We start from the raw sequence: 13,121 nt of genomic DNA, 5'->3' as shown, positions 1-13,121 counted from the left end.
TCTAGGCAGCTTCGACCTCCGTTAGAAGTAGCTCTTTCTTGAACCCCCAACGGGAAGGGGCAGGAATTCCCGCTGCAGCTCCCGCACAACCTCCTGGTAAATGCGCGGGTTCCACTGAGGGCTGGCGTGCGCGGGCAGGGCGCCTTCAGTGATCAGGTCCGCGGAGACCATATTGTCCGGAAAGGCACCAGCCCAGCCGGGGCGCGCCATTGAATAGTCGACGGTGCCGTCATTCGGGTTTCCGATGAACGCGAGCTCTGTTTTGCCGAGATTGAACCGGGCAACGTTGAAGTGGAAGATATAGGACGCCTGCGACTGGATCAGCACGCTCGACGGCGCCAGCGGCGAAAGCTGCGCGAGCGTCTGATCGATGATCTGGGACCAGGTCCGCTCGTCCTTGTTCACAATGCGCTCAGCGAGTTCATACGTGCCCCGCAGTACCGACGGCACGCGCGCACCGGCCTCATAAAGGTAGACAACGCCGTCGAACATGGCCTGGTCCACCACGTCGAAGCGATCGTGTGGGCTTGAATCGAGGAGGACGAACCGCACGTCCACGCCCACTTCGCGCAGCCGGGACGCCACCTCCACAGCGACCATCCCGCCGAAGCTGTGGCCATAGAAATACAGTGTGTTGATCTGCTGGATACGGATGTACCGGCGCAGCGAGCCAACGATGCTCGCGACATCGAGGCCCCGGTTCGAGTACCCCATCACGGCCATTCCCCCGCGGCGGCTCAGGACGGGGCGCAGTGAATTCATGATCCAGACGCCCTCCTCCCAACTGGTCTTGTAGCCGGGAAAGAGGATCCAGCGGGCGTGGGGGAAGGCGGCGTCGGCGTACTCATCCTCTACGGGGATGATGGTGAATTCCTCGCGGGCTTCCTGGATCTGCCGTGTGACATAGAGATCCGTCGCCAACGCCAACCCCAGGGCAGAGCCCGTGAGGAAGCGCCGGCGCGACATCCCCTTCAGCCCATGCGCGTAGTTGAGCAGCCGCTTCGGATCGTTGGTCATTACTCCAGGCCGAGCTCGTCCTTGCCGAACGCGAACAGGTACGGCACACCCGCCTCGGCCTCGATACGCTCCTTTGAACCCGTATCGCGGTCCACAATCACAGCCACGGCCTGCACCTTGGCGCCCGCCCTGCGGACACCCTCCACCGCGGTGAGCGCGGAGCCACCGGTGGTGGAGGTGTCTTCGAGTACGACGACGTTCCGCCCCGCCACCTCCGGACCCTCCACCTGCCGGCCCATGCCATAGGTCTTTTGCGCCTTGCGGACAACGAAGGCGTCAATGTTCCTGTTGTCGCGGCCTGCCGCGTGCATAAGGGCAGTGCCCACCGGATCCGCGCCCATTGTGAGCCCGCCTGCGCTCTGGAAGCTGATGCCGGCGTCGTCGAGCATTGCCAGCATTACCTGGCCCACCAGCGCGGACGCCTCATGGTGCAGGGTGACGCGCCGGAGGTCGATGTAGTAGTCCGCTTCCTTGCCGCTGGAGAGAGTGACCCTCCCCCGCACCACCGCCAGTTCCAGGATGAGTTCTTTCAGGCGGGCGCGGGCAGCGGCAATATCGGTCATGCGAACCAGTTTAGTAGTGGCTTGCTTGCGAGGTGTGACGGTCCGGGGCGTGACGGTCCGGCCGTCCTGGCTCGCGGCGTAAGCGTCCTGTTCCAGATGTCGCGGCTTTGCGTCCCGGATGCCGTGATGTGACGGCGTGTCGCCGTCCGACTCGCTCCTGTTGACTCCAAAGCCGCGCAATTGGCATACCCCAACCGGCGGGGAGTGAAACTTGCGGCGCAAGCGGGACCCGATTTTGCAGCGACTCGTCCTCCACAAAAGGTTGATAGTACCTAGTTGTCCACAGATTCCGGACCTACCGCCAAGCGCCAGATGCGAATCGACTGGACTAGGGTGATGGATCCAGTCGCTCTGCTGCGTAGTGCCGGTTCTGTTGCCCGGACAGCCCAACTGCTCGAACGAGGCCTGACCAGGAGGACACTCGCCGCGGCCGTTCAAACGGGTGAGATACAGCAGGTACAGCGCGGCGTGTTCGCGCTACCCGATGCCCCGCCGGAATTCGTCGCCGCGCTCACTACCAATTCGCTGGTCACCTGCGCGTCTGCCGCCCGACACTACGGCCTCTGGCTCCTTCATGAACCCACCGCTCATCACCTCACCTGTCCGGGCGGCAGATGTGCTCCCCATCTCAACCACCACCGACGGCGGAGTGTTCCGGTGGATCGACGCTTGCCGGTCGTGGGGCTCGTGGATGTTCTGATTCACGCTCTTCACTGCCTACCGCCGGTGGAGGCAGCAGTTGTGGTGGAGAGTTCGCTGCGCCGGGGAGACACTGTCCGCACCTTCCTTCTCGACAGGTTGCAGGGAAACCGGAACGGGAAGGCACGTGCCGCGCTTGAGCTGGTCAGCGGATGCGCAGAGTCGGCTATTGAAGTGGTGGCACGGGTCATGTTCCGACGGACGGGCTACTTTGTGGAGACCCAGGTGCGCATCGACGACGTGGGGCGGGTCGACTTTGTCCTGGAAGGTTTCCTGGTGGTTGAGGTGGACGGCGATGAATTCCATTCGACCCGGGAGGCGCGCAACCGGGACCGCCGGAGGAACAACGAACTGATCGCGCGAGGCTACCTGTACCTCCGCTTCGGTTATGGCGACGTCACGTTCCGCCGCGATGACGTCCTGGAGCAGGTACGGACTGTGCTTTCCGGGCGGGTTGTCCGCTGAGCCTAAATCCGGGCCGTTCCAACCCTCGCGGGTTTGAGTTTGGAAGCCACCATTTTCCCGGCGTGTTGGGCTCCGACACGCCTTCCCGCACCGCAAAGCCGCGAACAAAGGAACGACGACGACGCGCGCCGCCGCTTGCCGTCCCCGGCTACCCCGTCTGCAGGCTCGCCGCTTCGATTGCCTCGGGCGAGAGCACGTGCGAAATAGCCATCGACGCCGCACCCATCACACCCGCGCGCTCGCCGGCAACTGACGGCACGATCCGCAGGTGTTCGGTGGCCAGCGGCAGTGAACGCCGGTACACCACCTCCCGGATACCGGCCAGCAAATGCTCGCCGGCCTGCGCGAGGGACCCGCCGATAACTACAACGGATGGGTTGATGAGGTTCACGCACGTGGCCAGAACGTCACCGATGTCCCTGCCCGCCTGCCGGATGACCTGGATTGCGGTCGCATCGCCCGAGCGAACCAGATCGATCACGTCGCGGCTTGTCACCAGGGACCCTCCGGTCAGCTCGTTCAGAGCCGAGGCGAGCGCGGGCCCACCCGCAAGGGCCTCCAGGCAGCCGGTGTTTCCGCAGCGGCAGAGCACCTCTCCGCCCCGTGGAACGCGGACATGTCCAAGGTCGCCCGCCGTACCCTGCGCGCCCCGCTGCAACTGTCCCCCGGAAATGATCCCTGCGCCAATACCCGTAGCGACCTTGATGAACATCAGGTCAGCGACCTCCGGCCAGCTTCCGGTCTGTTCACCGAGCGCCATGATGTTCACGTCGTTGTCCACGAGGACCGGCACGTTGAAACTGCGCTGCACGAAGTGCGGAACATCGAACCGGTCCCAGCCCGGCATGATCGGCGGATTGATCGGCATGCCGGTTTCGTGTTCAACCGGACCGGGAAGCCCGATGCCGATTGCCGCCAGCTCGAACGATCCGCGCTTCCCCTTGTCCAGGAGCGCCTCGACGGCCTTAGCCAACCAGCCGAGCACAGCCTCCGGACCGTCGGAGATGGTGATTTCCTCGCGTTCACTGACGATCTCCCGCCCCGAGAGATCGGTCAGGACGACGATGGCGTGCGTGGCTCCGATGTCCGCGCCGATCACCACGCGCGCCCCCGGATTGAGGGCGAACAATGACGGCGGCCGCCCGCCGGTGGACACGGCTCCCCCATAGGGCGCTATGAGCCCCGTGCGCATGAGCCAGTCAACACGCGAGGCGACTGTGGAACGCGCCAGTCCGGTCAGCAACGCCAGTTCGGCGCGGGTGCGGGGATGACCGTCGCGCAGGAGCTGAAACACCTCACTGGCCCCCGGTGCCGGCACTCCGGACGCCCGCTGGATTACTGATTCCATCACTGATTTGGCCACCCTTTTAGTAAATCACGCGGCACTTCCATTCGCCATGCAGGTAACTATTTGATCTCAAACCAAATACTTTTGACTGATGCTCGACAAAAGTCTGCGATCTGTGTCACAGTGAAGGCGTGGATAAAGAAGTCAACCAACCTGTTCTCAGGGTCACCGGGCTCACTAAGGCGTTTTTCGGTGTGCAGGTACTCAAGGACGCGCATCTGGAACTGCATGCAGGAGAAGTGCACGGCCTCGTCGGTGAGAACGGTGCCGGTAAGTCAACACTGATGAAACTGCTTGCCGGCGTCTACCAGCGGGACGCCGGAACCATCGAGATCAATGGCGAAGAGGTGGATTTCCACCACCCCACGCAGGCGCAGAAAGCCGGTCTTTCAACGGTCTTCCAGGAGTTCAACCTCCTGCCCGACCGCACCGTCGCCGAGAACATCTATCTCGGTAGGGAACCTCGCAGGGGCCCGCTTGTGGATCGCAAGGCCATGCAGTCCAACACCGCAGAACTGCTGGCGCAACTGGGAATTACCAGCATTGAGCCTTCGACCGAAGTGCGCTCCCTCTCCGTAGCCCAGCAGCAAATCGTGGAGATCGCGAAGGCGGTCAGCTATGACGCGCAAATCATCTCCATGGATGAGCCAACGGCTGCGCTCGCCGGCCCGGAAGTCGATTTGCTGTACGCGATCATCCGCCGCCTGAAGGAGCGCGGCACCGCCATCCTGTATGTCTCGCACCGGCTGAAGGAAATCTTCGATCTGTGCGACACCATCACCGTCCTCAAGGACGGCGAGATTGTCGGCACCCAACCGGCGTCGAGCATGGATGACGCCGCGCTGGTGCGCATGATGGTGGGTCGCCCCATCTCGGCGTTCTTCCCGGAAAAACTGCCAGGCACCGAGCGCGGAAAGGCATTGCTCACAATCGACGACGGCGGCAACCACCAGCTCGATTCCATCAGCCTTTCGCTTCACGCCGGTGAGATTGTCGGCGTTGCGGGGCTGCAGGGCTCGGGACGCACTGAACTCGTGGAAGCGATCTTCGGCGCCCAGCCCTTCACACGCGGACGTATGGAGTTGGACGGTTCGCCGTATGAAGTCTCCAGTCCGCGGCAGGCCATCCGCCGCCGCGTCGCTCTCATCACCGAGGACCGGAAATCCCAGGGACTGAGCCTGAACCAGTCGATCCTGGACAACGCGCTCGGGGTAATCCGGTCAGTGTTCCCCCAGAAGACCTCGACTGCCAGGGCCGGCGTCCCCGGAGTTTTCTCATCCCTGGAAGTGGTTGCGCGCGACCTCGACCAGGAAGTCCAGTACCTCTCCGGTGGCAACCAGCAGAAAGTCGTCCTTGCCAAGTGGCTCGCGATCGACCCGCAGATTGTCCTGCTGGATGAGCCAACCCGCGGCATCGACGTCGGCGCGAAGGTAGCCGTCTACAACCTGATGCGTTCCCTCGCAGCGGAAGGAAAGGCCATTCTGATGGTTTCGAGTGAACTTCCCGAGGTGCTCGGGATGTCGGACCGCGTCGTCGTCATGCGCGACGGCCGGATTGCCGGCGAAGTTGCCCCCCACAGCACCGAGGAACAGGTCCTCCAACTCGCAACCGGGGCCCGGACGGAGGCCCTCTCATGAAGCGTCTGACCTCAACGCACGTCGTCTACGCAGTAGTGCTCCTGACCATCATCGCCGGAGCCATCCTGGTGGGTGCCGCCGGGCGCAGCTTCTTCAGCACCGGCAACATCTCCGCCATTCTCACGGGCACCAGCGTGCTGGGGTTCATCGCCATCGGCCAGACCCTGGTGATCCTTGTGGGAAGCCTCGACCTTTCGGTGCCCTACGTGGTTAGCCTGAGCAGCCTAGTCTCCGCAGGGATCATGGCGAACCAGGCGGTCAATATACTGCCGGGCGTACTCCTGGCGCTGCTCGTCGCGGCGGCTATCGGGCTGGTCAACGGGCTGATTGTCTCCGGTCTCAAGGTGCACGGTTTCATTGCCACCCTCGGCGTGGGACTGATAGTCAGCGGGTACCTCGCAACCAACTACAAGGGCAGCTCCGGACAGGCTCCCATCGAGTTCCGGCTGCTCGGCGCCACCGGGATCGGGCCCGTGCCCATCTCGACGCTCATCATGCTGGTGTGCGCCGCCGTCGTGCTGCTCATGCTCACCCGGACCCGGCTGGGACACCACATCTACGCTGTTGGGGGCGACATGGCGGTGGCCCGCATGTCCGGTATCCAGACCCGCACCCCGATCATCGCAGCTCACGTCATCTGTTCGGTCATGGCAGGCCTCGCCGGATTGCTCCTTGCCGCTCGGCTCGGCGTCGGGAGCCCGACGATCGGCACCCAGGGCGGCTATGACCTGCTGTCCATCGCCGCCGTCGTACTCGGCGGCACCCTACTCGCCGGAGGTAAGGGATCCCTGGTGGGAACCCTCGGCGGAGTCCTGATCTTCGCGATGATCGACAACATCATGAGCGTCATGCAGATCAACCCGTTCCTCAAGGACGTGGTCCGCGGCATCGTGATCGTCGTAGCGGTTGCCATCTACGCCCGCCGGAAATCCGCCAGCCGGACGGACAGATTCCCCAGCACCCCGCGCCCTGAGTCGAAGAGCGCCGCCAGGCAGGAGGTTGCCGCATGAGCACCGCGACCACACCCCGAAACAAGGCCCTTGAGCAGAACCGGTCGACTCGAGGCGAGCGAATACTCCGCGCATTGCGGACGCCCAGCGGGGCCGTCTTCGTGCTGCTCGTCGTCCTGCTGATCGCTGTCATCGCGGTCAACCCGTCCTTCGGGGAGCCCGGATCGCTGATCCGTTTCATCGGCCGCACCGCCCCGATCGCCATCGCGGCCATCGGACAGTACTTCGTAATTGTCTGCGGCGAGTTCGACCTCTCGATGGGCTCTCTGGTGACCGCGCAGGTCATCATCGCGGGCAACCTGATCGGCGAGAATGACAGTCTGGCCATCCCTGTCCTGCTCCTCATGCTGGTGTTCGGCGCGTTCGTCGGTCTCGTGAACGGCTTGCTCACCACACTCCTGAAAGTGCCCAGCTTCATCGTCACGCTCGGGATGATGCTCGCCCTCCTCGGCCTGGTTCTCTACTGGACCGGCGGCGCTGCAACCGGCAACCCGGCGGATAGCTTCCGCCAGATCGGCCGCGGCGGCATCGAGGGAATTCCCGTGCTGGAGGTCCTCCCCTACCCCGTCATCATCCTGGCGGTACTGGGCGCCGGCGCCTTCTTGCTCATGCGCCGCCCGTACGGACGCACCCTCATGGCGGTCGGAGACAACGCCGGAGCGGCCGCGCTGACCGGCGCACGCGTCTGGTGGGTGCGGACCCGCGCGTTCATGCTCTCCTCACTGGCAGCGACGGTGGCCGGTGTGATCCTGGTGGGCTACGCCGGCGTCCATCCGTCGGTTGGGCGCGGCTACGAGTTCACGGCGATCACCGCCGTCGTACTGGGCGGCGTATTACTCGGTGGCGGTCGCGGCTGGGTCCTGTCGGCAGCAGCCGGCGCGTTTGCCCTGGAAATGCTCTTCACCCTGCTGAACTTCGTCGGCGTCCAGTCAACCTGGCGCGACACAGTGCAGGGCCTGATCATCATTCTCGCCGTAGCCGCGGGAGCGCAGACGTGGCAGCGCCGCAGGCGCGGCCGGAGCAGCACCACCCATGAACCGCAACACCCAATAGCAGAAACAGATGCACCAAAGCCCGCCGTGGGCACCAATGAGGGAGGAAAATGATGCGTCGAAGCATCCCAACGAAGGTCACTGTGGTGGCAGCAACAGCGCTGCTCGCCCTGACCGCCTGCACCACCGATTCATCCATCGAGAATCCGCCGTCCGCGGACGCCGGTGGAGAGCCCGCGGCAACCCCAGCGGGAGAGAGCAGCGACGAATGGTTTGTCCAGGAGGAGTATGACGAGCAGTTCGAACAGCGCTCAGCAACCTTCGAGGGTGACGCGGAAACGCCGTGGCTGCAATACATCGACGGTGAGATGGTCGAAACTGCCGAGTACACCGCGGACGGCCCGCAGAAGGTCTGCTTCTCCAATGCCTCGATCAACAACCCGTGGCGGCAGACCGGCTGGATCACCATGAACGAACAGCTCAAGGTGCTGCAGGAGTCCGGCGTCATCTCCGAGATGGAGACCCGTGACGCGCAAGCGGATGACAACACGCAGATCGCCGACCTCGACTACTTCATCGCTGAAGGCAACTGCGACGCGTTCGTCATTTCCCCGAACTCAACGGCGGCCCTGACTCCGGCAGTTGAGCGTGCGTGTGAAACCGGCAAGCCCGTTGTCGTCTTCGACCGCGGTGTGGACACTGATTGCGCCACCACGTTCATCCACCCGATCGGCGGCTTCGCCTGGGGCATCGACAGCGCGAATTTCCTGGTGGAGAACCTGGAAGAAGGCAACAAGGTTGTGGCCCTGAGGATTCTTCCGGGCGTGGACGTCCTGGAGCAGCGCTGGGCAGCGGCTGAGAAGATCTTCGAGGAGAACGGGATTGAAGCGGTGGACTACTTCACCGGCGCCGACCCCACCGAGATCAAGAAGATCATCTCCGATGAGCTTGCCACCGGCGACGTCCACGGCGTGTGGATGGATGCGGGCGACGGCGCCGTCGCGGCGATCGAGGCGTTCGAGGACGCCGGTGTGGACTACCCGGTCATGACCGGTGAGGACGAGATGAGCTTCCTGCGCAAGTGGGAAGAGACGGGCCTGAACGGACTGGCTCCGGTCTACTCGAACTTCCAGTGGCGCACTCCGCTGCTGGCGCTCGAGAAGATCTTTGCCGGCGAAGAGATTCCGGCTGAGTGGGTTCTGCCGCAGGAGCCGATCACCGAGGACCAGCGTGCTGACTTCCTCGCGGCGAACGAGGGTATGCCTGACGGCCACTACGCCAAGTTCGGCGGCGAAGACCTCCCGGGTTACCCGGAGGTCTGGCAGGAACGCATCATTCCGTAACCACCGGTTCACCCTGTATCGACTCTCCCCAAATGGCGCTTCCCAGCCCGTATTCGGCGTCCAGAACAACCATTTGGGGAGAGTCGATGCAATGAAAGGCAACAACATGCATCGCTCGATCGGCGTCAACACCTGGGTCTGGGCATCCCCACTCACGGACGCAAACCTGCCGGACCTGCTCCGGCGGATCGCGGACCTGGGTTTCGACGCCGTCGAGCTGCCCCTGGAGAACATTGGGGACTTTTCAGCGGCAACAGTTCGGGATGTCCTGACCTATACCGGGTTGAAGCCCTATGTGGTCGGGGCCATGGCTCCAGGTCGGGACCTGGTGCGAGCAGACCCTGCGACCATCGCGGAGACGCAGCGTTATCTGAGCGCCTGCATCGAGTTGGCGCACGACGTCGGTGCTTCCGCCGTCTGCGGCCCGTTCTACTCCTCCACCGGCCGGGTGTGGCGGATGAGCGAAACCGAACGGCAGGAAGCCTACGCCGAACTGCGCCGCAACCTGGCTCCCCTTGCCGCGGAAGCGCTAAGCGCCGGCGTCGTACTGGGTATTGAACCGCTCAACCGGTACGAGACCTCCCTCATCAACACCACTGCCCAGGCGTTGGAAGCGCTTGAGCCGCTACTGGGCCACGGCGTGGGCCTGGCCCTGGACACCTACCACCTGGGTATCGAGGAGCGGTCCTCGGCACTGGCGATCGAAACCGCCGGGGAGCACCTGGTCCACCTGCAGGTCTGCGGGAACGACCGCGGTGCACCCGGCGGCGACCAGACCGACTGGGACGGCATCTTCGACGCCCTGGACCGCATCCGGTACAAGGGCGCGCTCAATATCGAGAGTTTCACCGCACTGAACGCCAGCATTGCGACGGCCGCTTCGATCTGGCGGCCACTGGCCGAGACGCAGGACCAACTTGCCGAGGACGGCCTGGCTTTCCTCCGCATCATGCAGAACAGCACCATCAAGGAGATGCAGTTATGACGACGACGGCGCCGGCCCCCTCTGCCCCGGACGTTGTGCAGGCGGGCCCTCTCGGTGTGGCGGTGCTCGGTTACTCGTTTATGGGCAAGGCCCACTCGAACGCGTGGCGCAACGTCAACGCCTTCCATCCGTCCCCGCAGGTTGCACAGAAAGTGCTTGTCGGACGCGACGCCGGGCACGTCAAAGAGGCTGCCCAGCAGTACGGCTGGGAGGAAAGCCTCACCGACTGGCGCCAGGTCCTCGATCGGGACGACATTCACATCGTCGACATCTGTACCCCCGGGCACCTTCACGCCGAGATTGCCATCGCAGCACTCGACGCCGGCAAACACGTGATCGTCGAGAAGCCGCTCGCCAACACCCTTGCCGAGGCCGAACTCATGGTGGCCGCCGCCCAGCGTGCACAGGCACGTGGCGTCCAGTCGATGGTGGGCTTCAACTACCGCCGGGTGCCGGCGCTCGCACTGGCGAAGAAGCTCATTTCCGAGGGCCGCCTGGGTGAGGTCCGGCAGGTTCGCGTGAGCTACCTGCAGGATTGGCTCGCCGACGCGGACGCGCCCATGACCTGGCGCCTCCGCCAGCAAACGGCCGGTTCCGGGGCGCTGGGCGACCTCGCGTCCCATGCCGCGGACCAGGTGCGGTACCTGTGCGGATCGCCCATCGAATCTCTCACCGGCACCGTGAATACCTTCGTGAAGACCCGCACCGGCCCGGACGGCCCGGAAGAAGTAACCGTCGACGACGCCGCCTGGGCCACCCTGCACCTTGCCTCCGGTGCTGTGGCCAGCCTGGAGGTTTCGCGGTTCGCCACCGGGCGCAAGAACTCGCTCGAGATTGAGATCTACGGATCGGCCGGCAGCCTCTCTTTCAACCTCGAGCGGCTGAACGAGCTGCAGTTCTTCGACGCAACCGAGCACGCCGCAACCCAGGGGTTCCGCACCATTCCGGTCACCGAGCCCGAACACCCCTACCTTGAGGCATGGTGGCCGGCCGGTCACATTCTTGGCTGGGACTCCACCTTCACCAACCAGGCGGCCGACTTCCTCACCGCCATCCGGACCGGAACCGCACCGTCGCCGTCGTTCGAGGACGGCCTGGAGGTTCAGAAGGTCCTCGCCGCGATCGAAACGTCTGCGGCGCAGTCCGGCGCCGCCGTCGTACTCTGAACCCTGAACCGCCGCCGAATCCTGAACCGCCGCCGCAAGGAGACACCCATGAGACGAAACTTCACGCTCTTCACCGGCCAGTGGGCCGACCTGCCGTTCGAGAAGGTGGCCGAGCTCGCCGGTCAGTGGGGTTACGACGGGCTGGAGATCGCAGTATCCGGTGACCATCTGGATGCGTGGCGCTGGGACGACGACGCGTACATCCAGGACCGCCTCGACATCCTGGAACGCAACGGGCTTAAAGTCTGGGCCATCTCCAACCACCTCAAGGGCCAGGCGGTGTGTGATGATCCCATTGACTTCCGGCACCAGCCGATCGTTGGCCCGAGGGTGTGGGGCGACGGCAAACCGGAGGGCGTCCGGCAACGCGCCGCGGAGGAAATGAAGCACACCGCACGGCTTGCGCAGAGGCTTGGTGTGAAGACCGTCGTCGGGTTCACCGGTTCCTCCATCTGGCAGTACGTGGCAATGTTTCCTCCCGTGGGCCAGGACGTGATCGACGCCGGCTACACCGACTTCGCGGACCGCTGGAACCCGATCCTCGACGTCTTCGACGAGTGCGGCGTCCGGTTCGCGCACGAGGTTCACCCGTCAGAGATCGCCTACGACTACTGGTCCACCCGGCGGGCGCTCGACGCCGTCGGGAACCGGCCCGCGTTCGGCTTGAACTGGGACCCGAGCCACTTTCTGTGGCAGCAGATTGACCCGGTGGCGTTCATCTCCGACTTCGCGGACCGCATCTACCACGTGGACTGCAAGGACACGAAGATGCGAATGGGCGGCGGACGGAACGGGATCCTGTCCTCACACCTGCCATGGGGCGACCCGCGGCGGGGTTGGGACTTCGTCTCGACAGGCCGCGGAGACGTCCCGTGGGAGGACAGCTTCCGTGCCCTGACCGCTATTGGCTACGACGGCCCCATCTCCGTGGAGTGGGAGGACGCCGGGATGGACCGGCTTGAGGGCGCTCCGGAGGCGCTGGCGTTCCTGAAGAAGTTCGACTTCGCGCCGTCGTCGTCGTCGTTCGATTCGGCGTTCAAGCAGTAGCTTTCCTCGCGTAGTACCCTAAAGCCCATGCGCGAACTCCAGGCGAAAATCATCGAGGAAATGGGCGTACGCCCCACCATTGACCCGCAGGAGGAGATCCGCCGCCGCGTTGGCTTCCTGAAGGATTACGTTCAGGCGACCGGCACGAAAGGTTTCGTTCTCGGCATCAGCGGCGGGCTCGATTCCACGCTGGCGGGGAAGCTTGCCCAGCTCGCGGTGGACGAGTTGAAGGAAGAAGGAACGGATGCGCGGTTTGTCGCCGTCCGGCTTCCCTACAAGGTCCAGCACGACGAGGACGACGCCCAGGCAGCCCTCGCATTCATCCAGCCGAGTGAGTCCGTGGTGTACAACGTCGCCCCGGCCGTCGACGGATTCGAGAACGAGTTTGCCAGCGCGGCCGGCGTCGAAATGTCCGACTTCAACAAGGGCAACGTCAAAGCCCGTGCCCGCATGATCGCCCAGTACGCCGTAGCCGGTGAACACAACCTCCTGGTCATCGGCACGGACCACGGCGCCGAGTCAGTGACCGGATTCTTCACCAAGTACGGCGACGGCGGCGCGGACGTCCTGCCCCTGTTCGGCCTCAACAAGCGCCAGAACCGGCAGGTCCTCAAGGAGCTCGGCGCCGAGGAACGCCTCTACAACAAGATTCCGACGGCGGACCTGCTCGACGAGAATCCCGGCCAGACCGACGAGCATGAACTCGGCCTCACCTATGAGCAGATCGATGACTACCTCGAGGGCCGCGAAGTGCCCGAGGAGGCTGCACACGCCATCGAACGCCGGTACACGATGACCCGCCACAAGCGCACCGTACCGGTCAGCATCCTCGACAACTGGTGGCGCTGA

General features: G+C 64.2%; 12 protein-coding genes. 9 read left to right on the top strand and 3 right to left on the bottom strand.

Going from position 1 to position 13,121, the window contains the following annotated elements; translation table 11 throughout:
• Window positions 1-21 precede the first annotated feature (21 nt).
• Window positions 22-1,017: a thioesterase domain-containing protein gene (locus tag BJ994_RS00170; RefSeq protein WP_167990142.1), complete on the bottom strand. Its 996-nt coding sequence runs from the start codon at window positions 1,015-1,017 to the stop codon at window positions 22-24.
• Window positions 1,017-1,580 carry an orotate phosphoribosyltransferase gene (gene pyrE / locus BJ994_RS00165; protein WP_167990139.1) on the bottom strand — a complete coding sequence of 188 codons (564 nt, stop codon included), beginning with the start codon at window positions 1,578-1,580 and terminating at the stop codon, window positions 1,017-1,019. Before pyrE ends, BJ994_RS00170 begins: the two co-directional genes overlap by 1 nt.
• A gap of 276 nt (window positions 1,581-1,856) precedes the next feature.
• Here pyrE and BJ994_RS00160 point away from each other — a divergent pair, with 276 nt between their 5' ends.
• Window positions 1,857-2,744, top strand: coding sequence for a type IV toxin-antitoxin system AbiEi family antitoxin domain-containing protein (locus tag BJ994_RS00160; protein WP_209066402.1), 888 nt, complete (start codon window positions 1,857-1,859; stop codon window positions 2,742-2,744).
• Window positions 2,745-2,892: 148 nt separating this feature from the next.
• Here the strand turns inward: BJ994_RS00160 and BJ994_RS00155 are convergent, their stop codons facing one another.
• Entirely contained in the window at window positions 2,893-4,092 is a 1,200-nt protein-coding gene (locus BJ994_RS00155; protein ID WP_167995753.1) for an ROK family protein, read from the bottom strand.
• Between the two features lie 131 nt (window positions 4,093-4,223).
• On the opposite strand from BJ994_RS00155, the gene BJ994_RS00150 reads away from it, so the two are divergent.
• From BJ994_RS00150 to nadE, 8 genes are all read left to right on the top strand, one after another.
• Complete coding sequence (locus BJ994_RS00150; RefSeq protein WP_167990134.1) at window positions 4,224-5,729, top strand: ATP-binding cassette domain-containing protein; 1,506 nt, start codon at window positions 4,224-4,226, stop codon at window positions 5,727-5,729.
• Window positions 5,726-6,739 (top strand): ABC transporter permease, encoded by a 1,014-nt coding sequence (locus BJ994_RS00145; RefSeq protein WP_167990131.1) that lies wholly within the window; start codon window positions 5,726-5,728, stop codon window positions 6,737-6,739. The genes BJ994_RS00150 and BJ994_RS00145 overlap by 4 nt, the downstream gene beginning before the upstream one ends.
• Window positions 6,736-7,845 carry an ABC transporter permease gene (locus tag BJ994_RS00140; RefSeq protein ID WP_167990128.1) on the top strand — a complete coding sequence of 370 codons (1,110 nt, stop codon included), beginning with the start codon at window positions 6,736-6,738 and terminating at the stop codon, window positions 7,843-7,845. The genes BJ994_RS00145 and BJ994_RS00140 overlap by 4 nt, the downstream gene beginning before the upstream one ends.
• Window positions 7,845-9,074, top strand: coding sequence for a substrate-binding domain-containing protein (locus tag BJ994_RS00135; protein ID WP_167995752.1), 1,230 nt, complete (start codon window positions 7,845-7,847; stop codon window positions 9,072-9,074). Before BJ994_RS00140 ends, BJ994_RS00135 begins: the two co-directional genes overlap by 1 nt.
• Before the next feature lie 106 nt (window positions 9,075-9,180).
• The gene (locus BJ994_RS00130; protein ID WP_167995751.1) at window positions 9,181-10,059 is read left to right on the top strand and encodes a sugar phosphate isomerase/epimerase family protein; all 879 of its coding nucleotides are present in this window, start codon (window positions 9,181-9,183) and stop codon (window positions 10,057-10,059) included.
• Complete coding sequence (locus BJ994_RS00125; RefSeq protein ID WP_167990125.1) at window positions 10,056-11,225, top strand: Gfo/Idh/MocA family protein; 1,170 nt, start codon at window positions 10,056-10,058, stop codon at window positions 11,223-11,225. Before BJ994_RS00130 ends, BJ994_RS00125 begins: the two co-directional genes overlap by 4 nt.
• Before the next feature lie 48 nt (window positions 11,226-11,273).
• Window positions 11,274-12,272 (top strand): sugar phosphate isomerase/epimerase family protein, encoded by a 999-nt coding sequence (locus BJ994_RS00120; protein WP_167990123.1) that lies wholly within the window; start codon window positions 11,274-11,276, stop codon window positions 12,270-12,272.
• A 27-nt stretch (window positions 12,273-12,299) separates the two neighbouring features.
• The gene (gene nadE / locus BJ994_RS00115; protein ID WP_167990121.1) at window positions 12,300-13,121 is read left to right on the top strand and encodes an ammonia-dependent NAD(+) synthetase; all 822 of its coding nucleotides are present in this window, start codon (window positions 12,300-12,302) and stop codon (window positions 13,119-13,121) included.

Source organism: Arthrobacter pigmenti (assembly GCF_011927905.1).
GTDB lineage: Bacteria > Actinomycetota > Actinomycetes > Actinomycetales > Micrococcaceae > Arthrobacter_D > Arthrobacter_D pigmenti.
Note: the sequence above shows the minus strand (reverse complement) of the source record. Positions and strands in the feature narration are given on the sequence as shown.

Coding starts and splice junctions, on each gene's coding strand:
- BJ994_RS00170 (WP_167990142.1), bottom strand. CDS start 1,017: ATGACCAACGATCCGAAGCGGCTGCTCAACTACGCGCATGGGCTGAAG.
- pyrE (WP_167990139.1), bottom strand. CDS start 1,580: ATGACCGATATTGCCGCTGCCCGCGCCCGCCTGAAAGAACTCATCCTG.
- BJ994_RS00155 (WP_167995753.1), bottom strand. CDS start 4,092: ATGGAATCAGTAATCCAGCGGGCGTCCGGAGTGCCGGCACCGGGGGCC.
- BJ994_RS00145 (WP_167990131.1), top strand. CDS start 5,726: ATGAAGCGTCTGACCTCAACGCACGTCGTCTACGCAGTAGTGCTCCTG.
- BJ994_RS00140 (WP_167990128.1), top strand. CDS start 6,736: ATGAGCACCGCGACCACACCCCGAAACAAGGCCCTTGAGCAGAACCGG.
- BJ994_RS00135 (WP_167995752.1), top strand. CDS start 7,845: ATGCGTCGAAGCATCCCAACGAAGGTCACTGTGGTGGCAGCAACAGCG.
- BJ994_RS00130 (WP_167995751.1), top strand. CDS start 9,181: ATGCATCGCTCGATCGGCGTCAACACCTGGGTCTGGGCATCCCCACTC.
- BJ994_RS00125 (WP_167990125.1), top strand. CDS start 10,056: ATGACGACGACGGCGCCGGCCCCCTCTGCCCCGGACGTTGTGCAGGCG.
- BJ994_RS00120 (WP_167990123.1), top strand. CDS start 11,274: ATGAGACGAAACTTCACGCTCTTCACCGGCCAGTGGGCCGACCTGCCG.
- nadE (WP_167990121.1), top strand. CDS start 12,300: ATGCGCGAACTCCAGGCGAAAATCATCGAGGAAATGGGCGTACGCCCC.